The organism is Roseitalea sp. MMSF_3546, assembly GCF_030732865.1.
Classification (GTDB): domain Bacteria; phylum Pseudomonadota; class Alphaproteobacteria; order Rhizobiales; family Rhizobiaceae; genus Roseitalea.
The window spans coordinates 65,872-91,716 of sequence record NZ_JASHKB010000006.1 but is presented as its reverse complement, the minus strand read 5'-3'; the positions used below and the strand labels follow the sequence as shown (position 1 = coordinate 91,716).

The window sequence follows — 25,845 nt, the reverse complement described above, 5'->3', positions numbered from 1 at the left end:
CGTGTATTCCTGCCGATTTCCACAAGGGCTGACCGAAATCCACGGATGCGGGATTTGAAGGGTTTACATGTCAGAAGTTGTATATTACCTATCGATCAACCTATACGAGATCACAGGCATGGTTCCCCTGCTAACACCAGCCCTGTGAGCCTGCCCTTCGGGCGGGTGAGAGGCCGGATCAATCCGCCCGATCCGGTCTCTCTTTCTTTCCGTCATCCGTCGAGATTTCGATTGCAAGGGCCGGGCCTGCCCGCTAACGTCAAGTCCATGAACAATGCGGCATACAATGCATGGTGGTGGGCATCGCGATAAGGCGGTGGCACACACGCATTTTATGCATGAACGACAACCGCCCGGAGCCGCAGGGCGGTTTTTTTGTGGCCGTCTTCCTTTTCGGGTCTGAATGGAGGGATCGATGACCACAACCGGCACGGACGAATCGGCGGCCGAACGCTACACGACGCGCGGTGGCGTCGCGGTCAGGCGCGGGCGGCGGCCGGCCGATTTCGCGACCGCCATCGATGCGGCCATGACCGCGCTCGATGACCGCGTCGGCGCGGTGCTGTCGTCGAACTACGAATATCCGGGCCGGTATCGGCGCTGGGACACGGCGATCGTCGACCCGCCGGTGATGATCGCCGCGCGCAAGCGCGCCATGACGATCAGCGCGCTCAACGGGCGCGGCGCGCCGCTCGTGGCGATGATCGCCGATGCGCTCGACGGCCATGCGCATATCGCCGAACGCGTCCGCCGCGAGGATGCGCTCGACATCGCCATCGCCGAGCCGTCACGGATCGTCGCCGAGGAGGATCGGTCGCGCGCGCCGTCGGTGTTCTCCGTGCTGCGCACCATTGTCGAGCACTTCTCCTCGCCCGAGGACGCCGATCTCGCCCTGTTCGGCGCGTTCGGCTACGATCTCGCCTTCCAGTTCGATCCGGTCGCGGAGAGGCTGCCGCGCGATCCCGGCCAGCGCGATCTGGTGCTGTTCTTCCCCGACGAGATCCTGGTGGTGGACAACCACGCCGCGCGCGCATGGGTCGACTGCTACGATTTCGACCACGCCGGCCGGACGACGCGGGGCATTGCCCGCGAACCGGTCGCCGCACCGTTCCGGCCGACGGACCGCGACCCGCCGCCGGGCGATCACGCGCCGGGCGAATATGCAAAAGTGGTCGAAAAGGCGCGCGAAAAGTTCGCGCGCGGCGATCTGTTCGAAGTCGTGCCCGGCCGCATGTTCCACGAAAGGGTGACGACCGCGCCCTCGGCCATCGCGCGGCGGCTCAAGCAGACCAATCCGGCGCCCTATTCGTTCTTCATGAATCTGGGCGACAACGAGTTCCTCGTCGGCGCCTCGCCGGAGATGTTCGTGCGTGTCACCGGCCGGCGCATCGAGACCTGCCCGATCTCCGGCACGATCGCGCGCGGCGCCGATGCGATGGCCGATTCCGAGCAGATCCTCAAGCTGCTCAACTCGAAGAAGGACGAATCCGAACTGACGATGTGCTCGGATGTCGACCGCAACGACAAGAGCCGGGTGTGCGAACCCGGATCGGTGCGCGTGATCGGCCGGCGCCAGATCGAGATGTATTCGCGGCTGATCCACACGGTCGATCACGTGGACGGCCGGCTGCGCGAGGACATGGATGCCTTTGACGGTTTCCTGAGCCACGCCTGGGCGGTGACGGTGACCGGCGCGCCAAAACTGTGGGCGATGCGCTTCATCGAGGCCAATGAGAAGAGCCAGCGCGCCTGGTATGGCGGCGCCATCGGCATGGTCAAGTTCAATGGCGACATGAACACCGGCCTGACGCTGCGCACCATTCACATCCGCGACGGCATCGCCTCGGTGCGTGCGGGCGCGACGCTGCTGTTCGATTCCGACCCCGAAGCGGAGGAAGAGGAAACCGAACTGAAGGCCTCGGCCATGCTGGCGGCGATCCGCGAGGCGGGCCGGCTCGATGCCGCTGCGGCCGTGGCGACCAGGGGCCGACCCGGCGAGGGGCTGCGCATCCTGCTGGTCGATCACGAGGATTCCTTCGTGCACACCCTGGCCAACTATTTCCGCCAGACCGGCGCGGAGGTGCGCACGGTGCGCTCGCCGGTGGCCGATGCCGCCTTCGACGACTACCGGCCGGGGCTCATCGTGCTCTCGCCCGGCCCGGGCTGGCCGTCCGATTTCGACTGCAAGGCGACGATCCGGCGGGCGCGCGACCGCGACCTGCCGGTGTTCGGGGTGTGCCTGGGCCTGCAGGCGCTGACCGAAGCCTATGGTGGCACGCTGCGCCAGCTCAACTATCCCATGCACGGCAAGCCCTCGCGCATCCGGGTGCACGAGCCCGGTTCGGTCTTCGCCGAACTGCCGCGCGAGATCGTGGTGGGCCGCTACCATTCGGTCTTCGCCGATCCGGTGCGGCTGCCCGAGGGCTTCGTCGTCACCGCCGAGACCGAGGACGGTCTGGTCATGGGCATCGAGCATCGCACCGAGCCGGTGACGGCGGTGCAGTTCCATCCCGAGTCGATCATGACGCTCGGCGGCGATGCCGGCCTGAAGATGATCGAGAACGTGGTACGGGCCGCGCAGGGGCGCTGAACCGTTGGAACAAAGCCGTCATGCTTCCGTTGCCGCCCACACGCAACGACAGATCGGGAGCATGACATGTCCAAAGCAACACGCATGGTGGTCGGAGCCGCCGCGATGGCGGCCGGGCTTGCGTTTGCCTCATCGGCCACGGCTCAGTCGCGCTGCGGCGCGAGCTACATCGTCGAACCGGGCGACACGCTCTATCGCATTTCCCAGCAGTGCCGGGTTCCGCTGGCGCGCATTGTCGACCTCAATCCGGACATCGACAACATCAACCGCATCGAGGTCGGCCAGGATATCCGCCTGACGGCGCGGGCCGGTGACGGACGGGATCGCGAGCGGGACCGCGACCGCCGCGCCGGCGACACCTACCGCATCGAGCGGGGCGACACGCTCGCCTCCATCGCGCAGGCACTGGGCGTTTCGCTGATCGAACTGATCAATGCCAACGAAGACATCAACCCCTTCCGGCTGATCGTCGGTGACGTCATCGACATTCCCGGTGACGACATGGGCGCAACGGTGCGCGTGCGGCCGCGGAGCGGGCCAGCCGGATCGATCGTCACGGTGCGCGCGCGGAACCTGCGTCCGCGCGATTTCGTCACCATCGGCGTTGGCCGGCAGGCATCGGAATGGCGCGCGATCAGGTCGGTCCGGGTCGCCGCCGACGGTGAAGTCGCCGCGGAGGTGCGGGTGCCGCAATGGGCCAGACCCGGAGCGGATCTGATCTTCGTCGTCGATACCGACCGCGGCTTCACCTACAAGTCCGGCGTCTTCAACGTCACCGCGCGCCAGGACGACCGTGACCGGGACGGGATCGCGCTCGAAGGCCGCGTGCGGCAGGGCGTTGAATGCTACACGCTGCGCACGCCGGACGGCGACCTTTGGTCGATCGTCAGCGACGACATCCCGTTCACCGCCGGAGAATATGTCGAAGTGCGCGGCAATCGGGTCGACGTCTCGATCTGCCAGCAGGGCATCGGCACCGTCGAGGTGACGTCCATCGAGGAAGTCAACCCGTAAGGCGGGCGCTGTCCGAGCGACATCTCCAACCGAGCGGCCGGGCGTGCGCCCGGCCGTTTCGTCGCGCGTCGCAGACTTGCCAACTCGATCATCCTCGCCTACACATTCGACCATGAATTGCGCTTGCAGCATCCGCGCCCATGGCGGCGCCACATCCGCTCCGGCACCAGCCGGCGCGACGCGCGCGCGCGATCTCGGCCTTCTCCTTCTTATCGGCGGCTGCCGGGCCTGACGTCCGACAGGGCGCCCGGTGGCCGATCGCGCGGCCAACCGCACGCGCCAGCCCGGTCGTCTTTACATCCGCAACCGAATGAAACACACACGCCCGAGACGGGTTTTCCGCCGTCTGGGGCGGACGAAGGACAAGACCATGACCAAGCACACCATGAATGCGAGCGCCGACACGGCCGAGCGCGCGGGCGCGGCCGGCACCAAGGGTGCCGCCGGCATGCCGATCGCGGCCAGCAAGTACAGGCCCTATCCGCCGGTCGACCTGCCCGACCGCACCTGGCCCGACAGGACCATCACCCGGGTGCCGATCTGGTGCTCGGTGGACCTGCGCGACGGCAATCAGGCGTTGATCGAGCCGATGGGCCACGAGCGCAAGACGCGCATGTTCGCGCTGCTGCTCGCCATGGGCTTCAAGGAGATCGAGATCGGCTTTCCCTCCGCCTCGCAGACCGATTTCGACTTCGCGCGCTGGTGCGTGGAAGAGGGCAACGTGCCCGACGACGTGTCGCTGCAGGTGCTGGTGCAATGCCGGCCCGAACTGATCACGCGGACCTTCGAATCGCTTGATGGCGCGCGCCGGCCCATCGTGCACTTCTACAACTCGACGAGCGAATTGCAGCGGCGCGTGGTGTTCGGCAAGGATGTTGCCGGCATCCGGCAAATCGCGACCGATGCCGCCAAGATGATCACCGACATGGCGGCCAGGGCCGGCGGCGGCTACCGCTTCCAGTATTCGCCGGAGAGCTTCACCGGCACCGAACTGGAGGTGGCGCTCGATATCTGCAACGCGGTGATCGAGATCGTCCGGCCGACGCCGGACAACAAGCTGATCATCAATCTGCCCTCGACCGTGGAGATGTCGACGCCGAACGTGCATGCCGACCAGATCGAGTGGATGTGCCGGAACCTCGACAATCGCGAGAACCTGATCGTGTCGCTGCATCCGCACAACGATCGCGGCACGGCGATCGCTGCGACCGAACTGGCGCTGATGGCCGGCGCCGACCGGGTCGAGGGCACGCTGTTCGGCAATGGCGAGCGCACCGGCAATGTCGACATCGTCACGCTGGCGCTGAACATGTTCACGCAGGGGCTGGATCCGAAGCTCGACATTTCCGACATCAACCGCATTCGCGACGTCTACGAGCATTGCAACCAGCTGGCGGTGCCCGAGCGTCACCCCTATGTGGGCGAACTGGTCTACACCGCCTTTTCCGGCTCGCATCAGGATGCGATCAACAAGGGCATGAAGGCGATCCGGCAGAGCGACATGGCGGTCTGGGAAGTGCCCTATCTGCCGATCGACCCGGCCGATGTGGGCCGCACCTACGAGGCGATCATCCGCATCAATTCGCAGTCGGGCAAGGGCGGCATCGCCTATGTGCTTCATGCCGATTACGGGCTGAACCTGCCGCGCAACCTGCAGATCGAGTTCCGCGAGATCATCCAGGCGATCACCGACCGGGAAGGCACCGAGCTGAGCGCTCAGCGCATCTATGACGAGTTCATCGCCACCTATGTGTCGCCGCCGCAGCCGCGCATCCGTTTCGTCAGCCACACCACCGCGCCCGACCCCGACGAACCGGACGGCCGGATCGTCGATGCCGAACTGACCGACGGCAATGACCGCGTGTGCATTCGCGGCCACGGCACCGGCCCGATCGACGGTTTCGTCGATGCGATCGCGCGCCATTACGGCATCGCCATGACGGTGAAGAGCTATTCGGAGCACTCGCTGCAGCAGGGCTCGGACGCGACCGCCATCTGCTACATGGAGATGGAGCATGACGGCCGGACCGTGTTCGGCGTGGGCATCAACAGGAACATCGTCGCCGCCTCGCTGGAGGCGGTGGTGGCCGCCGTCAACCGCGTCCGTGCTACAACCTGACGTTAAGTCAAGGCTGCTTTTGGCTTGCTGTTGCGCTTAAGCATTGTAGTCTACATTGCATAAACGCCCGTCATGCCCCGGCATGATGGACGAGAACAAGCCAACAGGGGCCGTCTGGCAAAGGGTCTGTGCAATACAAGGCAGCCGAACTCGGGGACGAAACGCTGGGCGACGCGCCCGCACAGGTCAGCAGGGCCGAGATCGAGGCGGCGCTGCACGCCGCGGTCAATAGCGACACCTTCGCTCGCGCGGACCGGGCAAGGGCGTTGCTGTCCTATCTGGTCGAAACCGAGCAGCGCGGCGATGCCGGCCGTCTGAAGGGGTTCACCATCGCCCAGGACGTGTTCGGCAAGGACGACGATTTCGATCCCGCCATGGATGCGGTCGTGCGCGTGCAGGCCGGGCGCCTGCGCGAGCATCTCGCCTCGTTCTATGCCGGCGAGGGCAGAGACGAGCCGGTGCGAATCGCCATTCCCAAGGGGACCTACGTGCCGAGCTATGTTCGCCGCGGCGCGGCCGGGCGACCGGAGGCGGCGGGCGCCAATGGCGATGGTTCGGCCGCGGTGCTCCGCCATGTCGATTTCGGCGCGCCCGACAGCGCGTTCAAGCTCGATGGCGTGGCCGAGGACGAACCGCTGCCCGCCTCGCGCCGGCTCAAGCGCAAGGGCGCCCATCACGACCCGCTCATGAGCCCGTTCATCGTACGCAACATCAAGCGTTTCTGGTTCGCGCTGGCGACGATCATGCTGCTGCTCACGGTGATCCTGTTCCTGGTCTGGCGCTGAGCGCGCGTGCGGGCAAGCAAGGCCCGCCCGACCGTTGCGACCGCGCGCAACTGCGTGCTCGCTTTGTCAAGCCATTCTTGTTAGGTTTCCGGTAACCAATTCCTCTGCCACGAGGTTCGCCATGGGCCGGGACACAGTGACCGACAGCCAGGACCGCCGGCTCGTCGACGCCGTGCGGCAGGTCAAGATCGCAACCGCCGACCGCAACGATGTCGTCGTCGACATGAAGGAAGCCGACCGCGCGCGGCTGCAGATCCTCGCCGAGGAGCTGCGGCCGGTGTTCGACGAGGTTCCGCTGGACGACGAGCGCTTCGACTTCGCCATCTCGTCGGGCCTGCAGCCGCGGCTGTGGATCGATGCGACGGCGCATGTGATGATGGGGCGCGACCGGCGCACCTACCGCTTCGTGCGCGATACGCGCGCCGGGCGGGTCGTGCTCGCCGAGTCGCTGTCGGTCGGTCCGATCGCCGACCGCGTCACGCTGTATATCGCCGAGCGGCTGCATGAGCGCGAAATGGCGTTCGCCGCCGACGAGATCGTGAGCTTCCGCACCGGCATCGAGGACGGGTCACGGCAGGCGCGGGCGTCCGAGCCGCGGCGGACCGCGCAGGCGACCGAACGCGACGCCGAGCCGGCCGAGGACGACCGGGCACCTCCGGCGCAGCCTGCCGCCGCGCCACCACCGCCCACGCCCGCCCGTCGGGAAAGCACGACGGCCATGAGCACCTATGGCTGGATCTTCCTTCTGACCTTCATCGCCATCGGCGTGCTGATCCTGGCCTTTCGCGATCAGTTTCTCTAGGCCGGGTTCGGCCACAATGTCCTCTTGTCGGTCACTTCCATGGGGCCGGCCTCGGTCGTCGCCGACCAGGTCTTCATGGAACACGACCAGCCATTGCCCGCCCGCTCGATCTCGAAGGCGTTGAAGGCGCCGGCGGGCATGTGATGGCTGTGCGCCTGGCCGGCCGCCGACACGCCGATGACCGGGACCGGCACGCCGGCAGGGCCGGCCATCGCGTTGCGCTGGGGCAGGTGGGTGTGTCCATGCAGCACAAGTTCGGCGCCGTGATCGGCGATCGTGCGCTGGAACCGGCCGATGCCGTAGAGCCGCTTGCTCGGCTTGGTCGCCCCGCGCACCGGCGGGTGATGGATGAGCACGACGCGGAACAGGCCCTGCCGTCCCGTCTCGTCGAGCATCCGGCCGAGGCGCTCGGCCTGGTCGGCCTCGAACCGGCCGGCGGCGACGAAGGCGGGCGTTGCCACCGCGCTCGACGTGCCGATGAGGGCGACATCGCCGCGCACGCGCACGAAAGGGAATTGCGCGTTGGAACGCGGCGCGCGGCCTTCGTCGTCGGTCATCCAGGGTGCCCAGCCTGCAAAGGCACGGTCGAGCGCGCCGCGCACATAGGCATCGTGGTTGCCGGGGACGACCGAGACGCGGTCGGCCGGACCGAGATCCTCCAGCCACAGCGCGGCGGCGCGGATCTCGGCCTCGAGCGCCAGATTGGTCAGATCGCCGGTCACCACGACATGGTCGGGGCGGTGTCGCGCGATCGCGGCGGTCAGGCGCGCCAGCGTCTCCTCGCCCATGGCGGCGGCGCGGTTGCGATGCCAATTGACATAGCCGGTGATGCGCTTGGACAGAAGCTGGCGGATTTCCACGCGCGGCAGCGGACCCAGATGAATGTCGGAGATGTGCACGAGCTTGAACGCCATGCCCGCTACCTACGGGGTTTTCGTGGCGTGTCAAAACCGCCTTTGCGAATGCGGGCTTGCCAGCGCGCGCGATGGCGCGCAACAAGCGCGCGATGGCCCTGCGCAACCGGCTCATGCACTGGTGGTTTCTCGTCCGACGTCCGGTCACGCTGGGCGCGCGCGCCATCGTGCTCGATGGCGAGGGGCGCGTGCTGCTGGTCAAGCACAGCTATGTCGCCGGGTGGCACCTGCCCGGCGGCGGGGTCGAGCCGGGCGAGACGGCGCTCGACTGCGTGCGCCGCGAAATCGCCGAGGAGGCCAATGTCAGCCTCGGCGCGCCGCTGCGTCTCCACGCCTTCTACTTCAATCCGGCCGCCTCGGTGCGCGACCATGTCGCCCTTTATGTCTGCGAGGGCGCGGTACAGACCGCGCCCAAGGCGGCCGACCGCGAGATCCTGGCCGCCGGCTTCTTCGCGCTCGAGGCGCTGCCCGAAGACATCACTCAGGCAACCGCGCGCCGGCTCGCCGAATGGCGGTCGGGATCGGAGCCCGATCCGGTCTGGTGACCGAAGCGGTCGCGGTCATGCGGCGCGTCGTAGTCGATGTCAGGGCCGGCGGGGACGATGCGCGTGGGATTGATCGTCTCGTGGCTCTCGTAATAGTGGCCCTTGATGTGGCGCAGATCGACCGTCTCGGCGACGCCGGGCACCTGGTAGAGGTCGCGGGTGTAGTTGGACAGGTTCGGATAGTCGGCGATGCGGCGGATGTTGCACTTGAAATGGCCGACATAGACCGGATCGAAGCGCACCAGCGTGGTGAACAGGCGCCAGTCGGCCTCGGTGAGCGTCTCGCCCATCAGGTAGCGTTGGCCTGACAGACGGGCCTCCAGCCAGTCGAGCGTGTCGAAGAGCGGGCCGACCGCCTCCTCATAGGCCGCCTGCGTGGTCGCGAAGCCGGACTTGTAGACACCGTTGTTGACGGTGTCGTAGATGCGCGCATTGACCGCGTCGATCTCATCGCGCAACGCCTGGGGATAGAAGTCCTGCTCGTCCCCGGTCAGCCCGTCGAAGGCCGTGTTGAACATGCGGATGATCTCGGCGGACTCGTTCGAGACGATGGTCCCGGTCTTCTTGTCCCACAGCACCGGCACGGTGACGCGGCCGGTATAGTCGGGCTTGGCGCGGGTGTAGATCCTGTGCAGGTGCGTGGCGCCAAACAGGGCGTCGCCCGACGCACCGTCCTCGGTCTCGAAGGTCCAGCCGTCGGTGCCCATGAAGTGATGGACGACCGAGACGCCGATCAGATCCTCGAGTTTCTTGAGCTTGCGGAAGATCAGCGTGCGATGCGCCCAGGGGCAGGCGAGCGACACATACAGGTGATAGCGATCCGGCTCGGCCGCAAAGCCGCCATCGCCGCTCGGGCCGGGCGCGCCGTCGGCGGTGACCCAGTTGCGGAAGGCGGAGTCGCTGCGCACGAAGCGCCCGCCGGTCTTGTTCGTGTCGTACCATTTGTCATGCCAGACGCCGTCGATCAGCAGTCCCATTGCAACTCTCCTTGCGCTGTTGCCCGCTAATTGTGGCAACGGCGCCCCGGGATCAACGTTCCGGCGGCAAACGCACCGTTCACCGCGGCCCGGATGGCCGGTTTTTCCGCTTTACCGCTCCGCCGGGCGGTGCTAGCTCGACACCATGACCCGCCCCGACCGGACGCGACGCCAGCGACGATGAAGCGGAAGCCGCCACGGCTCTCCGCGCAAGTGCTTGTCTGTCCCATCCGGATCGTTCCCATGACCGAGTTTTCCATCGCGCCCGAACAAGCGCATCATCACGCCGCGATCGAGGTCCTTCACGAGCAGGCCTTCGGGCCGGGCCGGTTCGCGCGCGCGGCCTTTCGGCTGCGCGAGCAGGGCCCGCACGAACCGGCGCTGTCCTTCGTGGCGCTCGACGCGGATGGCAGGCTGCTGGGCTCGGTGCGCATGACGCAGGTGACGACCGGCGCGCGCGGGCAGCACGGCTATCTGCTCGGCCCGCTGGCGGTCGATGTCGGCCACAAGAATTGCGGCATCGGCCGCGCGCTGGCGCGCAAGGCAGTCTCGGCGGCCGCGGAAACTCGCGCCGGCTATGTGCTGCTTGTCGGCGATCTGCCCTATTACGGCCCGCTCGGCTTTGTCCTTGCTCCCTCGGCGGTGCGCCTGCCGGGGCCGGTCGACCCGCGCCGGCTGCTCGTGCATCCGCTGGGTGACGCGGCGCCGGGCGCACTGGCTGGCATGGTGATGCATGAAAGCCGGTCGGCGACCACGCCCGCGCTGGCTTCTCCCTGAACCTGGTGTAACCGCCACCTCTTTGCCCTCCCACGCAAACGTAGGAGGGATGACGGGCGGGGGAAACGGCGAAGGGCGGGGCGGGCGACGCCAAAGGCGGCCGGACGCCTAACGTCCCTCGCGATACCACATCGAGGCAATGACCAGCAGCATCAGCCCCAGACCCAGAAAGCCGGAGAACAGCGACTGGCGGGCGACGCCGCGCAGTTCGGTCTCGGCGGAGGTCTTGAAGCCCAGCCAGTCGCGGCCCGACGCATCGGCGGCCGAGCGCACGGGCAGGATGTTCGGCACGCTGGCTCCGCCGCCCGCCTCGAGCCGGCGCACCGAGCCGCCCGAGGCGCCGACGAAATCGCGCAGGGGCTCGGCGGTCGAGATCATGTCGCGGAATTCGGGCGCATCGATCTGGCCGACATGGGCGAGGGCGGTCAGATCGCCGTCTGCCAGCGCGAACAGGCCGATCTCGTCGGTTTCGAGCACGGCTTCGAACCGGCCCGGCTCCTGTTCGATGAGATCGATCTGCAGCGTCTCGCCGGAGGGCGTGGTGACGGTCACCGGCGCGGCGGTCTCGGCCATGGTCTGGCGGCGGATGGTCAGCCGGTTGCCCTCGGTCCGGGCGGTCAGGGCCTCCTCCTCCAGGTCGGGCTCCTTCATCAGCCAGTGCGCCAGCCGGCGGTAAAGGCCGACATGCGGGCCGCCGCCCTCGAAGCCGCGCGCCCACAGCCAGCCATGGTCGGACAGCATCAGCCCGACACGGCCATCCTCGAAGGTGTCGAGCACCAGCAGCGGATCGTCGTTACCGGCGCGCATGACGGTGGTGCCCTCGATGTCGGTGACGCCGACATTGCGGAACCAGCGGCCCCATTGCGGCGGTTCGTCGCCGGCGCCTTCCAGATCGCGGGTGACCGGGTGGCGCACGCCGTCGTCGGTCAGGCGCGGGAAGAAGCCGGCCTCCCGGACATCGCCTGTCGGCATGGCCGGCAGGGCGCTGACCAGCGGGGTGGCGGCGACCGAGTTCAGCCCGGCGAATTCGGGGCCCGAGGCCACCAGCAGCGCGCCGCCGCCGCGCACGTACTGGGCGATGTAGTCGTAATAGAGCACCGGCAGCACGTTGCGGTTCTGATAGCGGTCGAAAATGATCAGGTCGAAATCGTCGATGCGCTCGACGAACAGTTCGCGCGTGGGAAAGGCGATCAGCGAAAGCTCGTTGATCGGCGTGCCGTCCTGCTTTTCGGGCGGGCGCAGGATGGTGAAGTGGACCAGGTCCACAGCGGCGTCGGACTTGAGCAGGTTGCGCCAGGTGCGCTCGCCCGAATGCGGCTCGCCCGACACCAGCAGCACGCGCAGATTCTCGCGGATGCCTTCCATGCGCAGCACGGCACGGTTGTTGTTGGCGGTCAGTTCGCCGTCGATCTCGTCGACGGCCAGTTCGATGATGTTGTCGCCGCCGCGGTCGAGCGTGACCTGCACCGACAGGGTCTCGCCGACGATGGCCTGATCGACGCTGAGCGTTTCGCCGTTGCGGCGCACCTCGACATCGACGGCGCGGCCGGCGCTGTCGGGCATCGCGCCCAGATCCTCGACCCGATAGGTCAGTTCCACCGCGTCGCCGACGATGGCAAAGCGCGGCGCCTCGACCAGTTGCATCTTGCGGTCATACTCGTCGGCCGAGCCGGTGATCAGACCGTGCAGCGGTGCGTCGAAACCCAGTTCGGACAGGTCGGCCGGGATGTCGTGGATCTGCCCGTCGGTGATCATCACCGCGCCGCCGACGCGCGCCGGCGGCACGTCGCGCAGGGCCGAGCGCAGCGCATCGAACAGGCGCGTCTCGGTGTTCTCGTTGCCCGCGCCGGCGCCCGATTCCACGATGCGCAGATCGAACCGGTCGTGGCGTGCGAAGCTCTCGGTCAGCGCCTGGACGGCGCGGTCAGTGGTCGCGATCCGGTCCTGAAGGCGCTGGCTCTGGCTGCTGTCGACCACCATCGCCACGGTGGTCGGAAGGCTCGCGCGTTCCTCGTTGACGAGCACGGGATTGGCGAGCGCGAGCACCAGGGCCGCGCTGGCCAGGGCGCGCAGCCAGGCGCCGCGCAGGCCCATCGCGATGATCGTCGCCGAAAGGGCGAGCGCGGCAAGGGCGGCGAGGGCGATCCACGGCCAGCCCAGGTGGGGATCGAAGGCGAGCGAGAGCGTGTCCATCCTACTGCCCCAGCCGTTCGAGCAGGGCGGGGATGTGCACCTGATCGGCCTTGTAGTTGCCGGTGAGCATATACATCATGATGTTGACGCCCGTGCGGAAGGCGTAGATGCGCTGCAGCGGATCGCCCGACGACACCGGAAACAGCGGCCGGCCCGTCTCGTCGAGTGCCCAGGCGGCGGCGAGATCGTTGCCGGTGATCATGATCGGCGTGACGCCGTCGCCGGTGCGCACCGGCCGGCCCGTCGGCGCATCGTCGACGATCTGCGCTTCCACCCACAGCGGGGACGATCCGTAGCGGCCGGGAAACGCTTCCAGAATGTAGAAGGATTTCGTCAGCACGTGGTCGGCGGGCACCGGTTCGAGCGGGGGCACGTTGAGCCCGCCCAGGATGTCGCGCAGGCGCCGGGTCTCGGGCGTGGTGCCGGCGCTGACCGAGCCGGCGAGCTGGTCGCGTGTGTCGAACAGGACCGTGCCGCCGCCCTGCATGTAGGCGTCAAGGCGGGCGATCGCGGCTTCCGATGGCATGTCGCCATCGACGCTGATCGGAAAGTAGATGAGCGGGTAGAAGGCCAGTTCGTCGGTCTCGATGTCCAGGCCGATCGGCTCGCCCGGCTCGAAGGCGGTGCGCGTGGTCAGAAACCGGCTTAGCCCGTCAAGGCCGGCGCGGCTGACCTCGTCGACCGTGTCGTTGCCGGTGCGCACATAGGCGATCCGTGTTTCGCCCAGTGCGTCGAGGATCGCCGCGTCGCCCGGACGCGTGTCGTCGGCGAAGGCCGGCTGGCCGGCGCCGGATACGAGCATGCCGCCGCCGATGGCGAGCAGCAGCCCGGCCGCGGTGGCCGGTCGCACGGGGCGCTCGAAATTGAGCCGGCCATTGATCCACAGCACCGCGAGCGTGTCGGCGATCAGGATCAGGAAGGCGGCCAGGAACAGCCAGCCGCTCAGATCGGCCTGCTCCTCGGCAAGCAGAGGCTGGGCGGCCGGAGCCGCGCCGTCGGCCCCGGCGGCGAACGGGGTCAGCGTCTCGTCGCGGGCCAACAGGTTGCGTGCGATGAAGCCTTCGGGCGTGCCGTAGAGACCGGCGGGATTTTCGAAGTCCGGCCGGGCGTCGGTGTCCTCGGGATCGAAGGGCCGCACATGGGGCGGCGGGGCGGCGAGCGTGCCGTCGGCGCGCAGGATCGACAGCGGCGCCAGGCTGCCGGCATCCTCCATGGCGGCGGTGCCGCCGGCGGTGCCCGGCCCGGTGTTGCGCGCGAAATCGGTGATGCGGCGCAGCATGTCGACAAAGGTGCCGCTGATCGGCAGGTTCGACCATGTCGCCTCGGCGGTGACATGGAACAGCACGATGGCGCCATCGCCGCGGCGCGCGCCGGTTACCAGCGGCGTGCCGTCCGCCAGGCTCGCCCAGGTGCGGTCGGCGAGATCGGCGTCGGGCTGGGCCAGCAACTGGCGGTTGACGGTGACCTCGCGCGGCGGGGTCAGGCCGGCGAAGGGGCTTTCGGCGCCGAAGGGCGCGACCGGTTGCGGTTCGGTCCAGGACAGGGCGCCGCCCAGTTCGCGCTCGCCGGCGCGCAACTCGACCGGCAGATAGGGATCGTCCCCGGCCGAGGCGGCAAGGCGCGGGCCGGCAAAGCGCACAAGCGTGCCGCCGGCCTCGAGCCATTCGTCGAGCCGGGCGGCGGCGGTGGCCGGCAGCACGCCGATATCGGCCATGACGATCATCGCCGGGCCCTGGTCGATCATCTCGGGGATGTCGACGGACAGGTCGCCGGTGCGCGGCTCGATCAGGTCGGCAAAGGGCGAAAGCGCGCGCGAGATGTAGTAGAGCGGCGACAGGAGCGGCTGTGCCTCGTCGCCGGCGAGCCCGGTCAGGAGCGCGACGCGGCGGCGGCGGTTGTTCTCGTCGAGCAGGTGCGCGGCACCGGCGTGGAACTGGCCGTCGACGCGCACGCTGGCGACGTCGTTGCGCAATTCAAACGGGATGTCGAAGGTGGCGACGGTGGTCTGCGCGCCGTCCTCGAAGGCCGCTTGCGTGCGGCCGAGCAGCCGGTCGCGGGCATCGTAGATGGCAAGCGAGGCGGTCTCGTCCGCCGCGGCGGTGCGGGTGAGGACGATCTCGAACCCGTCGGTGCGGTTGTCGGCCGCGGTGATCGCGGTCAGGGCGCCGGGGCCGGCCGAAAAGCGCACGATCTCGCCAAGTTCGGCGCGCGCCAGCGTCCGGGCAAACGCTGCATCGCCCGCATCGGCCAGGCCGTTGTCGATGATGGCAAGCGTCGCCGGTGTCTGGCTGTTTTCGGCGGCGGCGACGAGCCGGTCGAGCGCGCGCGCCCGGTCGGGGCGGCCGGCGACCGGTTCGAGCGCGGCGAGCGCCTCGGCAATCACGTCGGGATCGTCGAGCTGCACCGACTGGGTCGGTGGGGCGACGGTGGAGGCGAGCGCCACGGGCCGGCCCCGATTGGCGGCCTGACGGATCAGCGCGTCGGCCGTGCGCACCCGGTCGTCCCAGTCGGTCGCGGTGGACCAGTCATTGTCGACCATGATCAGCAACGGTCCGTCGCCGGCGGCCAGGTCGCTGTCGGGATTGAGCAGCGGACGGGCAAGGGCAAGGATGACGAGCGCGGTCAGGGCCAGGCGCATGGCGGTCAACCACCAGGGGCTCTTGGCGGGCGTCTCCTCCTTCTTGACCAGTTGGGCAAGGATGCGCAGCGGCGGAAACAGCTCTGTCTGCGGCTTTGGCGGGACCAAGCGCAAGAGCCACCAGATCAGCGGCAAAAGCGCCAGCGCGAACAGGACGGCCGGATAGACGAAGCCGATCGCACCCATCAGGCGGACACCTCCGGTGCGGCGAGGGAGGCGACCTCTTCGGGATTGCCGGTCAGCATGCCGTGCAGGCGCACCAGCGTCTCCGAGGCGAGCTGGTCGGTGCGGCTGACCGTGTAGCTGCCGGCAAGCGACTGGGTGCGCTGGCGCAGCGTGGCGCGACGGGCGCGACGCAGCGTGCGGTACTCTTCCACCCAGTCCTGGGCGCGGCCGGAGGTGATGCGCTGGCCCGATTCGGGATCGAGGAACTCGGTGCGGCCGCGATAGGGGAAGTCCTCTTCGGCCGGATCGGCGATCTCGACCAGATGCGGGCGGGCGCCGTGGCGGCCGATCTCGTCCAGAAAGGTCGAGCACTCATCCATCGGACGCAGGAAATCGCTGATCACCAGCATTTCCGAATAGCGGCGCACCATGGACAGGTCCGGCCAGTCCGGCGCCTGCTCGACATCGCTGCCGATCAGCGCGGTGGCAAGCCGCTCGGCGCCGCTGCGCGAAGAGCGCGGGCGCAAAAGCCCGGGATAGCCGATGCGCTCGCCGGCCGAGGACAGAAGATCGGCCATCGCGATGGCGATGATCAGGGCGCGCTCCTCCTTGGAGGTGCGGGCGCCGTTGGAACGGAACAGCATGGAAGGCGACAGATCGACCCAGATCCAGACCGTGTGGGCGGCCTCCCATTCCAGATCGCGCACATAGGTGTGGTCATCGCGGGCCGAGCGGCGCCAGTCGATCCGCGCCAGCGTCTCGCCGGGCTGGTAGGGTCGGTACTGCCAGAAGGACTCGCCGATGCCGCGCCTGCGCCGGCCGTGCCATCCCGCCATGACGGTGTTGGCGATACGGCGCGCATCGACCAGCAGGTCGGGCACCAGCGAGGCGCGATGGCGCGCCCGCTCAAGCGTATGGGCCTTGGTGGCCGGCGCGCTTTTGTGCCCGATGGTCGCCATCAGCCAGCGTCACTCCATCGCATCGACGAGCCCGGCGATCACCGTGCCGACATCCATGCCCTCGGCGCGGGCGGCGAAGGTGAGCGCCATGCGATGCTTGAGGATCGGCTCGGCGAGCGCGCGCACATCGTCGACCGAGGGCGCGAAGCGGCCGTCATAGAGCGCGCGGGCGCGGGCGCACAGCATGAGCGACTGACTGGCGCGCGGCCCGGGGCCCCAGGCGACGTTCTTGTCGGTGGTCTCGATGCCCGTGCCGGGACGGGCCGAGCGCACCAGTGCCAGGATCGCCGCGACCACGCTCTCGGGCACCGGCATGCGGCGCACCAGCCTCTGCAGATCCTGCAGGCGGGCGGCGCCGATGACCGGGCGGGCAACCGCGGCGTCGATGCCGGTGGTGTCCAGAAGGATGCGCTTTTCGGCCTCCAGCTCGGGATAGGAGATGTCGATCTGCATGAGAAAGCGATCGAGCTGGGCCTCGGGCAGGGGATAGGTGCCCTCCTGCTCGAGCGGGTTCTGCGTTGCCAGAACATGGAACGGCGCGGGCAGGTCGTAATGCCGGCCGGCGACGGTGACGTGATATTCCTGCATGGATTGCAGCAGCGCCGACTGGGTGCGCGGGCTCGCCCGGTTGATCTCGTCGGCCATCAGGAGCTGGGTGAAGACGGGACCCTTGACGAAGCGGAATTGACGCTTGCCGTGTTCGTCCTCGTCGAGCACTTCCGAGCCCAGGATGTCGGCGGGCATCAGGTCGGGCGTGAACTGCACGCGGCCGCTGTCGAGCCCCAGCACGGTGCCGAGCGTGTCGACCAGCTTGGTCTTGGCGAGGCCGGGCACGCCGACCAGAAGCGCGTGGCCGCCCGACAGGATCGACACGATGGCGTTTTCGACCACGCGCTCCTGGCCGAAGATCACATTGGCGATCTCGGCCTTGACGGTGGCGATGTCCTTGAGCGCCTGCTCGGCCTCGGCCACGATCTGGGTTTCATCGACGGTCTCGGCGGCATGAACGCTCATGGACGGGCTCCGTATGCTGCGGCAATTGTTTCAAGGTAAATCAGGGCCCAGTGCTGACAAGTCCAGACGGGGTGACTATTTCGTGACTCCGCAGCCGGTCGTGCGGCACCGCAGTACCGGTCCGATGGCGATTCGCGCGCGTTGTCACAAGGGAAGCTGAATGGCTGAAAGCGGCAAATCCAAGGCATTCGGCCCATCTTTGGACCTGCCCGGCCTGCAGGCCATGATCGAGCGGGCCGATGGCGGTCGCACCGCGCCGCCGGTCGACCGCTGGGATCCGCCGTTCTGCGGCGATCTGGACATGGAAATCGCCGCCGACGGCACGTGGTTATATCTGGGCACGCCGATCGGCCGGTCGGCGCTGGTCAAGCTGTTTGCGAGCGTACTGCGCAAGGATGCCGATGGCCGGTCATATCTTGTCACGCCGGTGGAAAAGGTCGGCATCCGCGTCGCCGACGCGCCGTTCCTGGCGGTCGAGATGCATCGCGGCGAGCGTCGCGACGGCGCCCAGGTGCTGACCTTCCGCACCAATGTGGGCGACCTGGTCGAGGCCGGTCCCGACCACCCCTTGCGCTTTGAGATCGAGCCCGAAACGATGGGCGTGAAGCCCTATTTGCTCGTGCGCGGTCGGCTCGAAGCGCTGGTCACGCGCGCGGTGACGTACGACCTGATCGGCCTTGGCGGGCACGAGACGGTGGACGGGCGTTCGATGTTCGTTATGCGCTCGCACGCCATGGCGTTCCCCCTCATGGAAAGCGCGGCGCTCGAGGAGATGGCGCCGTGAGGCCTGCCCCCGGCGTCGGGCGCATCGATACCGACGACTTCGCTGCCCGCGCCCGGCGTGCGGCGGCCGGCGACGGCGCGCCCGAGGTCGGCGACTTCACCATCAATCCCGACATGGCCGACTGGGTGCGCGCCAATGCCACGCGCGAGGCGGCGGTGCTGGTCGGGGCGGTCGAGCGCGACGGGCAGGCGCAACTGCTTCTGACAGAGCGCACCAAGGCGCTGCGCACCCATTCGGGCCAGATCGCCTTTCCGGGCGGGCGGATCGATGCTCATGACGCCTCACCGGTTGCGGCGGCGGTGCGCGAATGCGAGGAGGAGACCGGAATCGCGGCGCGGCTGATCCGGCCGGTCGGTGAACTGCCCGTCTATCTGAGCGGTTCGGGCTTTCGCATCCATCCCGTGCTGGCGGTGATCGAGGGCGACCCGCCGATGCGCGCCAACCCGCACGAGGTGGAAGCGATCTTCGAGGTGCCGCTGGGCTTTCTCATGGATCAGGGCAATCACCGCACCGTCAGCCGTGTGTGGAACGGCAGGCGGCGGCTATTCTACGAAATGCCGTATGGCGAACGGCGCATATGGGGCTTGACGGCCGGCATCATCCGGCTCCTGTACGAAAGGCTTTACGCGTGAGTGACGACCGCATCGAGGCGGACTGGCTGGCCGATCCCGACCTGCAGCAGGTGCTCGGCGTCCTGTCCGCCGATGGCGAGCAGGCGCGCGTGGTCGGCGGGGCGATCCGCAACACGCTGATGGGCCATCCGGTCACCGACATCGACATCGCGACGACGGCGCTGCCCGCCGAGACGATGCGGCGGCTGACCGCGGCGGGCATCAAGGCGGTCGACACCGGCATGGAACACGGCACGGTGACGGCGGTGATCCACCACAAGGGGTTCGAGGTCACCACGCTGCGCGAGGACGTCGAGACGGACGGACGGCGCGCGGTGGTCGAGTTCGGGCGCAGCTGGCGGCACGATGCCGAGCGGCGCGACTTCACCATCAATGCGCTTTATGCCGATGCGCAAGGGCAGATCTTCGATCTCGTCGGCGGCCGGGCCGACATCGAAAGCCGCACCGTGCGCTTCATCGGCGAGGCCGAGGCGCGCATCCGCGAGGACTACCTGCGCATTCTGCGCTTTTTCCGCTTCTTCGCCTGGTATGGCGATGGCCGCCCCGACGCCGAGGGGCTGAAGGCGTGCGCGCGGCTCAGGCAGGGCGCCGAGGGACTGTCGGCGGAGCGGGTCTGGGCCGAAATGCGCAGGCTGCTCGATGCCCGCGATCCCACGCGGGCGCTGTTGTGGATGCGCCAGTCCGGGGTGCTGTCGCTGGTGCTGCCCGAAAGCGAGAAATGGGGCATTGACGGCATTCACGGGCTGATGGCGGCGGAACGCGCCTTTTCGTGGACGCCGGACGCCGTGCTGCGGCTGATGACGCTGATGCCATTGCGCGAGGCGACGGTGCGCGGGCTCGCCAAGCGCTGGAAGGTCGCAAACGTGGTGCGCGACCGGCTGGTGGCCGCCGCGCGGATCGGCGAGTTCGATCCGGCGACGCCGCTCGATGCGCTCGAGCGGGTGCTCTACCGCGCCGACCGGCAGGCGGTCATCGACCGGCTGCGGCTTGCGATCGCCCGGCACGGACCGCACCATGACGCGACGACCGCGCTCGCCGCGCTGCTTGCGCATGCGCAGGCCTGGCAGCGGCCGGATTTCCCGGTGCGCGGCAAGGACCTTTTGGCGCGCGGTCATCCTGCCGGGCCGGGCCTTGGCGAAACCCTGCGCGCGCTCGAGGACGCCTGGGTGGAAAGCGGCTTTGCGCTGGACCGGGCCAGGTTGCTGGAGATGGCCGAGGCGAGGGCCTGAGCCTAGTTGGGCGTATCGTGGATCCGCTTCTTGATCTCGTCGACCATGTTGGGGCGGATATGGTCCTCGCCATGGGCCGTGCGCAAGTGCTCGCTCGCCCGGCGCACGACTTCCGCCTCACTGTCGGCGCTCGTATGCCAGTCGCAGCCGGGGACGAGTTCGCCGCACCTGAATTCCTTCATCAAAGCCTCCACGGTTTCGCTTTGCCGTCACGGTACACAGCAATCTGACGGCAATGTGCGCGAGCTTACCCTGATGCAGGTCAAATCGTGATGCCTCAATTTTCGGCAGCGGGCCGGGCGAGGATGCGCTACGGCCATTTCACCGCGGGCGGCATGGACGACAGGATCGAGGCGACATTGCCGCCGGTCTTCAGACCGAAGATCGTGCCGCGGTCGTAGAGCAGGTTGAACTCGACATAGCGGCCGCGGCGCACCAATTGCTCCTCGCGCTGATCGTCGGTCCAGGCCTGGTTGAAGTTGCGCCGGACCAGATGGGGATAGACGACCAGGAAGGCCCGTCCCACATCCTGTGTGAAGGCGAAGTCGGCCTCCCAGCCGCCGGCTTCGTCGGCCGAATGCTGCCAGTCGTAGAAGATGCCGCCGATGCCGCGCGGCTCGCCGCGATGGTGCAGGAAGAAATAGTCGTCGCACCAGGCCTTGAAGCGCGGATGGTCGGCGACGGGATGTTTCTCGCAGGCCAGCTGGAACGATTTGTGAAAGGCCTCGGTGTCCGGGTCGGTCTGGGTGCGCCGCGCGTCCAGCACGGGGGTCAGGTCGGCGCCGCCGCCGAACCACCACGACGTGGTCACCACGAAGCGCGTGTTCATGTGCACGGCCGGCACGTTGGGGTTTTGCGGATGGGCGATCAGCGAAATGCCCGAGGCCCAGAAGCGCGGGTCCTCGGTGGCGCCGGGGATCTGCTTGCGGAACTCCTCGGAGAATTCGCCATGGACCGTGGAGGTGTGGACGCCGGCCTTCTCGAAGACCCGGCCGTGAAGCATCGACATCACGCCGCCGCCGCCCGCGCCCTCGTCGCGCTGCCAGGGGGTGCGCTCGAACCGGCCCGGCGCGTATTCGGCGAACGGGCCGGCGACCTCGTCTTCGAGCTGCTCGAAGGCGGCGCAGATGCGGTCGCGCAATTCCTCGAACCACGCCCTGGCGCGCGCCTGCTTGTCGGCGATATCGGCGGGCAGTCCGGGCGGCAGGTTGGGGCGTTCGGTCATGGTTCTCCCTTGGTCGCGTGTGACCATGCGTGCCTATCGCGTGGGGCGCACCTTGCCAAGGGAGGGCGCGCGACGCACATCAAGGGCCATCGCCGGACTTGGCGGCGGGCCGGCTTGTGATATCGTATGGCGATCGAGGTTCGACATGGCACCGCCCAAACCACCGCGTGCGCTGATCAGCCGGCACATCAATGCCGCCCGCCAGAGCGGGCAGAGCGGATTCGTGCGGCAGACCTATCGTCTGGAGCGCATGGAAGCGCGCAAGAAGGCGCGCGAATGGTTCGAGCAGTTTCCCAAGGCCGCCTACTGGACGCAGGTCGAAAGCTGGCGCGTGCTCGAGGGCGATGTCATCGAGTTCACCATGCGGCGCCTGCCCAGTGCCGACTGAGCCGATGACCGACACCGCCCCCTGGACCCTGCGCCGGGCCGGCGCGCCCGGCGATCTGCTTCATTGCCTTGCGATCCGCCATGCGGTGTTCGTGGTCGAGCAGGGCGTCGAGCCGGCCCTGGAACGCGACGGGCTGGACGAGCAATGCCTGCACTATCTGGGCTTTGCGGGCGGTGAGGCCGTCGCGACGGCGCGGGTGCGCGTGCTCGCCGACCGGTTCAAGGTGCAGCGCGTCGCGGTGCTGCCGAGCCATCGCGGCAAGGGGCTTGGCGCGGCGCTGATGCGCTTCATGATGGCCGACCTTGCCGGGCGGCCGGAGGCGGCGGGCCGCCATCTGTTCCTGTCGAGCCAGGTGCACGCCATGGCGTTCTACGAAAAGCTCGGCTTTGTCGCCTGCTCGGACGAGTTCATGGATGCGGGCATCGCGCATCGCGACATGCGTGCCCCGGCACGGGCGCCCGCCTGAGCGCCGTCACCGCGCCCGGCGTTGCCGGATCGCCTCGGCGGCGACGATACCGACCGACACCGCCAGATTCAGCGAGCGCGCGCCTTCGATCATGGGAATGGTCAGCCGGGCGTCAGCGCCCTGGTGCACATGGTCCGGCACGCCCGCCGATTCGGAACCGAACAGCAGGATCTCGCCGGGCGCGAAGGCATGGTCGGTGTAGGGCCGGTCGCTCTTGGTTGTCAGCAAGGTGAGCCGCAGGCCCTGGCCGGCGCGCCAGGCCTCGAACCCGGCCCAGTCGTCGTGGCGGGTGAGGGCCGCCATGGCCAGATAGTCCATGCCGGCGCGCCTGAGCGCCCGGTCGGACAGGTCGAACCCCGCCGGCTCGATGACGTGGACGACCAGGCCCAGGCAGGCGGCCGTGCGCAGGATCGTGCCGGTGTTGCCGGCAATGTCGGGCTGGAACAGCGCGACATGCGCACCGGGCGTGTGTGGCGGATCGGTCACTATTGTCAGCAGCCTGGCTGTGCGTGTGGCCCCGGACTTGTCTTTGCGCCGGCGGGGCGGTATGGCAAGCCCATCCTTGGTGCTCACGAACAGGAGGCGGGCATGAAAATCATGATGGCTGTCAGCCCGAATGTCCCGTTCGCGCCGCGCACGGGCATGCTGACGTTCCCAGCGCCCCTTGCGGCTGATTAGCACCAGCGGTTCCGACCCCCACAATCCAACACATGTCGTGACCGCCGGTTTGGTTCTCCAAAACGGAATACGGTCATGTTCGTCGACATCATCTTGCGGGTTCCGGTCCCGCGTACCCCGTCTGCCCGCCCGTCTGGCGACACGCTTCGCTTCGCCGCCCGCGCGGTGCTCGCCGCGGTCGCTGTGGCCGGTGTCATTGCCGGGCTCCTGATGCCGCTTCTGACGGCCGATCCGGCGAGCCGGGGGCAGAGCGCCGGCCGTTCGGTGCCGCCGGCATGCGCGCCCAAGGGCGAATCGATGCGTCGCGATGGTGGATTTCGCCGCGACGCTTACCACCTATGTGTTCACTAGAGGCTGCCCGCATGTTCTCCTGGTTTGAAACCCGCATCGATCCGTTCCCGCCGCAGCGCCCCGACCAGGCGCCGCGGCGACTGCTTGCCTTTTTCTGGCACTATACCAGGGACATCTGGCCCTGGCTGGCGCTGACATCGACCTTGACCGCGGTGATCAGCATCCTGCAGGTGCTGATCTTCTCGTTTCTGGGCAATATCGTCGACTGGCTCGCCAACGCCGATCCGAGCACGTTCCTGGCCGAGGAGGGCTGGACGCTGTTCTGGATGGGCTTCATCATCGTTGTCGGTCTGCCGCTGACCGGCCTGTTCCATTCGCTGATCATGCATCAGACGATCTTCGGCAACTTCCCGATGGTCATCCGCTGGAAGGCGCACCGCTACATGCTCGGCCAGTCCTTCGGGTTCTACCAGGACGAGTTCGCCGGCCGCGTCGCCACCAAGGTGATGCAGGCGGCGCTGGGCGTGCGCGAATCGGTGACCAAGGTTGTCGACATCTTCATCTATGTGGGCGTGTATTTCGGCGGCGCGCTGGTGCTGTTGGCGACGCTGCAGGCCTGGCTTATGCTGCCGTTCCTGGGCTGGCTCGCCGCCTACGTTGCGCTGATGTGGCACTATCTGCCCAAGATGCGCCACATCTCCGAACTGCAGTCCGACGCGCGCTCGACCATGACCGGCCGGGTCGTCGACAGCTACACCAACATCATGACGGTCAAGCTGTTCGCCCATGCCGGCCGCGAGGAACGCTATGCCCGCGAGGCGATGGACCAGTTCCTCGACACGGTGCATCCGCAGATGCGGCTCGTCACCAAGCTCAATGTGAGCCTGGACATCGCCAATGCGCTGCTGCTGTTCTCGGTGGCGGCGATCGGCATCTGGGGCTGGACGGGCGGCAACGCCACCGTCGGCGCCGTCGCCGTCGCCGTTGGCCTGGTGCTGCGTCTTGAAGGCATGTCCTACTGGGTGATGTGGGAACTGGCCGGCCTGTTCGAGAATATCGGCATGGCCGAGGACGGCATGCATACCATTGCCCGGCCGCAGGCGGTCACCGACCGCGACGATGCCAGGACGCTGGTCGTCGAACGCGGCGAAATCGAATTCGACCGCATCCGCTTTCACTACGGCAAGGAGGGCGGGGTGATCGAGGATCTGTCGCTGACCGTCGAACCGGGCGAGAAGGTCGGCCTGGTCGGCAGGTCGGGAGCCGGCAAATCGACGCTGATGAACGTGCTGCTCAGACTTTACGATCTGGAGGGCGGGCAGATCCGCATCGACGGCCAGGACATCGCCGGCGTCACCCAGGACAGCCTGCGCGGGCAGATCGGCGTGGTCACGCAGGATACCTCGCTGCTGCATCGTTCGGTGCGCGACAACATCGCCTATGGCAATCCCGAGGCGAGCGACGATCAGGTCATCGAGGCGGCGAAACGAGCCAACGCGCATGACTATATCCTCGGCCTGTTCGATCTGCAGGGGCGCACCGGCTACGACGCCCATGTCGGCGAGCGGGGCGTCAAGCTGTCGGGCGGCCAGCGCCAGCGCATCGCGATCGCGCGGGTATTCCTGAAGAACGCGCCGATCCTGGTGCTGGACGAAGCCACCTCGGCGCTCGATTCGGAGGTCGAGGCGGCAATCCAGGACAATCTGAACGCGCTGATGGAAGGCAAGACCGTGATCGCGATCGCCCACCGGCTGTCGACCATCGCCAATCTCGACCGCCTCGTGGTGATGGACCAGGGCGCGATCATCGAGGAGGGCAGCCACGACGCACTGGTCGCCAATGGCGGGCTTTATGCCCAGCTCTGGGCGCGCCAATCGGGCGGGTTCATCGGTGTCGACGCCAGTGCGGAGGCGGCGGAGTGACGTTGTCGACAACCACGTCCCTATGCGGCGCGGGAGCTGATGAGAAGCTCATGGCCCAGAGCGGCCAGTGCCTGCTCCATCAGTTCCAGCCGGGACGCGTGCCGCGGATCGAGAAGACGCCGTGCGATCGCCTCGTCGCGCCCCAGCCGCGCGGCGAGTTCGGATTTGGATATGCCCGCATCGGCGACCGCGGCGATCAGAGCGAGCTTGACGGCGTCGCGGGCATGGGGTGCCACGAGCGGTCCCGTGCCGTGCGCCGACGGCGTCGGGATCGGCTCGCCGTTGGCGACCATGTGAAGCAACATCGCCCCCAGCGCCTCTCGGGCTTCGGCGAGCGCGGCCGCCTCCGTGTCTCCGAACGCCAGAACGCCGGGGACGTCGTCGCAGGTGACGACAAACTCGCCTTCTTCGGTGTCGATCGTCGCGGGATAGAGAAGCTGCACTGCTGGTCTCCTTTGCTGCACCGGTTTCCGAACGGCCGACTTCGGGCCTTATTTGAGACCGAGCTGTTTCATGATGCGCTCGATGCGTCTGGGATTGAGATCGCTTTGCACCGTCGTTCTCTTGTCGCCGACGCGGACAATGTAGTGCGACCCCGCGCCGCGGCTGTTATCCAACTCGAACTCGAGCCCGTTCTTGCGGGCGATCCTGCGAAGCCTGCGGATGAATTGCGTTCGTGTCATCACAGCTCCGTCCGTGAGCATAGCTTCGGACATTTAAGTCCGAATTTCAAGGCTG

At 67.8% G+C, this 25,845-nt stretch carries 25 protein-coding genes; 14 read left to right on the top strand and 11 right to left on the bottom strand.

Going from position 1 to position 25,845, the window contains the following annotated elements:
* The first annotated feature begins 415 nt into the window (after positions 1-415).
* The 5 genes from RBB34_RS06980 (at position 416) to RBB34_RS06960 (ending at position 7,310) form a co-directional block, all read left to right on the top strand.
* The gene (locus RBB34_RS06980; protein WP_306118474.1) at positions 416-2,590 is read left to right on the top strand and encodes an anthranilate synthase component I; all 2,175 of its coding nucleotides are present in this window, start codon (positions 416-418) and stop codon (positions 2,588-2,590) included.
* A gap of 66 nt (positions 2,591-2,656) precedes the next feature.
* Positions 2,657-3,604, top strand: a complete 948-nt coding sequence (locus RBB34_RS06975) for a LysM peptidoglycan-binding domain-containing protein (protein WP_306118473.1) — start codon at positions 2,657-2,659, stop codon at positions 3,602-3,604.
* 385 nt (positions 3,605-3,989) lie between these two features.
* The gene (leuA, locus tag RBB34_RS06970; RefSeq protein WP_306118554.1) at positions 3,990-5,723 is read left to right on the top strand and encodes a 2-isopropylmalate synthase; all 1,734 of its coding nucleotides are present in this window, start codon (positions 3,990-3,992) and stop codon (positions 5,721-5,723) included.
* Between the two features lie 128 nt (positions 5,724-5,851).
* Positions 5,852-6,508 carry a hypothetical protein gene (locus tag RBB34_RS06965; RefSeq protein ID WP_306118472.1) on the top strand — a complete coding sequence of 219 codons (657 nt, stop codon included), beginning with the start codon at positions 5,852-5,854 and terminating at the stop codon, positions 6,506-6,508.
* A gap of 121 nt (positions 6,509-6,629) precedes the next feature.
* A complete protein-coding gene (locus RBB34_RS06960; protein WP_306118471.1) occupies positions 6,630-7,310 on the top strand; it encodes a hypothetical protein in 681 nt (226 codons plus the stop codon).
* Here the strand turns inward: RBB34_RS06960 and RBB34_RS06955 are convergent.
* Positions 7,307-8,224 carry a metallophosphoesterase gene (locus RBB34_RS06955; RefSeq protein ID WP_306118470.1) on the bottom strand — a complete coding sequence of 306 codons (918 nt, stop codon included), beginning with the start codon at positions 8,222-8,224 and terminating at the stop codon, positions 7,307-7,309. The genes RBB34_RS06960 and RBB34_RS06955 overlap by 4 nt on opposite strands.
* Before the next feature lie 56 nt (positions 8,225-8,280).
* Between RBB34_RS06955 and RBB34_RS06950 the strand changes: the two genes are divergently transcribed.
* Entirely contained in the window at positions 8,281-8,769 is a 489-nt protein-coding gene (locus RBB34_RS06950; RefSeq protein WP_346432531.1) for an NUDIX domain-containing protein, read from the top strand.
* Here RBB34_RS06950 and RBB34_RS06945 read toward each other — a convergent pair.
* Positions 8,706-9,746 carry a glutathione S-transferase family protein gene (locus RBB34_RS06945; RefSeq protein WP_306118469.1) on the bottom strand — a complete coding sequence of 347 codons (1,041 nt, stop codon included), beginning with the start codon at positions 9,744-9,746 and terminating at the stop codon, positions 8,706-8,708. The two genes, RBB34_RS06950 and RBB34_RS06945, sit on opposite strands and share 64 nt — an antisense overlap.
* 243 nt (positions 9,747-9,989) lie before the next feature.
* Between RBB34_RS06945 and RBB34_RS06940 the strand changes: the two genes are divergently transcribed.
* Positions 9,990-10,523 (top strand): N-acetyltransferase, encoded by a 534-nt coding sequence (locus RBB34_RS06940; protein WP_306118468.1) that lies wholly within the window; start codon positions 9,990-9,992, stop codon positions 10,521-10,523.
* A gap of 108 nt (positions 10,524-10,631) precedes the next feature.
* On the opposite strand, the gene RBB34_RS06935 is transcribed toward RBB34_RS06940, so the two are convergent.
* The 4 genes from RBB34_RS06935 to RBB34_RS06920 are packed head-to-tail and all read right to left on the bottom strand — an operon-like array spanning position 10,632 to position 17,492.
* The gene (locus tag RBB34_RS06935) at positions 10,632-12,716 is read right to left on the bottom strand and encodes a hypothetical protein (RefSeq protein WP_306118467.1); all 2,085 of its coding nucleotides are present in this window, start codon (positions 12,714-12,716) and stop codon (positions 10,632-10,634) included.
* Position 12,717: 1 nt separating this feature from the next.
* On the bottom strand, positions 12,718-15,540 hold the full coding sequence (locus RBB34_RS06930; protein WP_306118466.1) for a DUF4159 domain-containing protein: 2,823 nt from the start codon (positions 15,538-15,540) through the stop codon (positions 12,718-12,720).
* The gene (locus RBB34_RS06925) at positions 15,540-16,478 is read right to left on the bottom strand and encodes a DUF58 domain-containing protein (RefSeq protein WP_306118465.1); all 939 of its coding nucleotides are present in this window, start codon (positions 16,476-16,478) and stop codon (positions 15,540-15,542) included. The genes RBB34_RS06930 and RBB34_RS06925 overlap by 1 nt, the downstream gene beginning before the upstream one ends.
* 9 nt (positions 16,479-16,487) lie before the next feature.
* Positions 16,488-17,492: a MoxR family ATPase gene (locus RBB34_RS06920; protein WP_306118464.1), complete on the bottom strand. Its 1,005-nt coding sequence runs from the start codon at positions 17,490-17,492 to the stop codon at positions 16,488-16,490.
* Between the two features lie 160 nt (positions 17,493-17,652).
* Here RBB34_RS06920 and RBB34_RS06915 point away from each other — a divergent pair, with 160 nt between their 5' ends.
* From RBB34_RS06915 to RBB34_RS06905, 3 genes are read left to right on the top strand one after another with little or no spacing between them, the layout of a single operon-like run.
* Positions 17,653-18,276: a DUF1285 domain-containing protein gene (locus RBB34_RS06915; protein ID WP_306118463.1), complete on the top strand. Its 624-nt coding sequence runs from the start codon at positions 17,653-17,655 to the stop codon at positions 18,274-18,276.
* The gene (locus tag RBB34_RS06910; RefSeq protein WP_306118462.1) at positions 18,273-18,908 is read left to right on the top strand and encodes a CoA pyrophosphatase; all 636 of its coding nucleotides are present in this window, start codon (positions 18,273-18,275) and stop codon (positions 18,906-18,908) included. The genes RBB34_RS06915 and RBB34_RS06910 overlap by 4 nt, the downstream gene beginning before the upstream one ends.
* Positions 18,905-20,137, top strand: coding sequence for a CCA tRNA nucleotidyltransferase (locus tag RBB34_RS06905; RefSeq protein WP_306118461.1), 1,233 nt, complete (start codon positions 18,905-18,907; stop codon positions 20,135-20,137). The genes RBB34_RS06910 and RBB34_RS06905 overlap by 4 nt, the downstream gene beginning before the upstream one ends.
* Before the next feature lie 2 nt (positions 20,138-20,139).
* Here RBB34_RS06905 and RBB34_RS06900 read toward each other — a convergent pair whose 3' ends face one another.
* Together RBB34_RS06900 and hemF are read right to left on the bottom strand one after the other, a co-directional pair.
* The gene (locus RBB34_RS06900) at positions 20,140-20,319 is read right to left on the bottom strand and encodes a DUF1059 domain-containing protein (RefSeq protein WP_306118460.1); all 180 of its coding nucleotides are present in this window, start codon (positions 20,317-20,319) and stop codon (positions 20,140-20,142) included.
* A gap of 128 nt (positions 20,320-20,447) precedes the next feature.
* Positions 20,448-21,362 carry an oxygen-dependent coproporphyrinogen oxidase gene (gene hemF, locus RBB34_RS06895; protein ID WP_306118459.1) on the bottom strand — a complete coding sequence of 305 codons (915 nt, stop codon included), beginning with the start codon at positions 21,360-21,362 and terminating at the stop codon, positions 20,448-20,450.
* Positions 21,363-21,507: 145 nt separating this feature from the next.
* Between hemF and RBB34_RS06890 the strand changes: the two genes are divergently transcribed.
* Together RBB34_RS06890 and RBB34_RS06885 are read left to right on the top strand one after the other, a co-directional pair.
* Positions 21,508-21,750 (top strand): hypothetical protein, encoded by a 243-nt coding sequence (locus RBB34_RS06890; protein WP_306118558.1) that lies wholly within the window; start codon positions 21,508-21,510, stop codon positions 21,748-21,750.
* Between the two features lie 4 nt (positions 21,751-21,754).
* Positions 21,755-22,216 carry a GNAT family N-acetyltransferase gene (locus RBB34_RS06885; RefSeq protein WP_306118458.1) on the top strand — a complete coding sequence of 154 codons (462 nt, stop codon included), beginning with the start codon at positions 21,755-21,757 and terminating at the stop codon, positions 22,214-22,216.
* 6 nt (positions 22,217-22,222) lie between these two features.
* Here RBB34_RS06885 and RBB34_RS06880 read toward each other — a convergent pair whose 3' ends face one another.
* Positions 22,223-22,702, bottom strand: coding sequence for a tRNA (cytidine(34)-2'-O)-methyltransferase (locus RBB34_RS06880; protein ID WP_306118457.1), 480 nt, complete (start codon positions 22,700-22,702; stop codon positions 22,223-22,225).
* 267 nt (positions 22,703-22,969) lie between these two features.
* On the opposite strand from RBB34_RS06880, the gene RBB34_RS06875 reads away from it, so the two are divergent.
* Together RBB34_RS06875 and RBB34_RS06870 are read left to right on the top strand one after the other, a co-directional pair.
* Positions 22,970-23,245: a hypothetical protein gene (locus tag RBB34_RS06875; protein ID WP_306118456.1), complete on the top strand. Its 276-nt coding sequence runs from the start codon at positions 22,970-22,972 to the stop codon at positions 23,243-23,245.
* An 11-nt stretch (positions 23,246-23,256) separates the two neighbouring features.
* The gene (locus RBB34_RS06870) at positions 23,257-25,107 is read left to right on the top strand and encodes an ABC transporter ATP-binding protein (protein WP_306118455.1); all 1,851 of its coding nucleotides are present in this window, start codon (positions 23,257-23,259) and stop codon (positions 25,105-25,107) included.
* Positions 25,108-25,127: 20 nt separating this feature from the next.
* On the opposite strand, the gene RBB34_RS06865 is transcribed toward RBB34_RS06870, so the two are convergent.
* Positions 25,128-25,550 (bottom strand): type II toxin-antitoxin system HicB family antitoxin, encoded by a 423-nt coding sequence (locus RBB34_RS06865; protein WP_306118454.1) that lies wholly within the window; start codon positions 25,548-25,550, stop codon positions 25,128-25,130.
* Positions 25,551-25,598: 48 nt separating this feature from the next.
* The gene (locus tag RBB34_RS06860) at positions 25,599-25,790 is read right to left on the bottom strand and encodes a type II toxin-antitoxin system HicA family toxin (protein ID WP_306118453.1); all 192 of its coding nucleotides are present in this window, start codon (positions 25,788-25,790) and stop codon (positions 25,599-25,601) included.
* Positions 25,791-25,845: the final 55 nt, after the last annotated feature.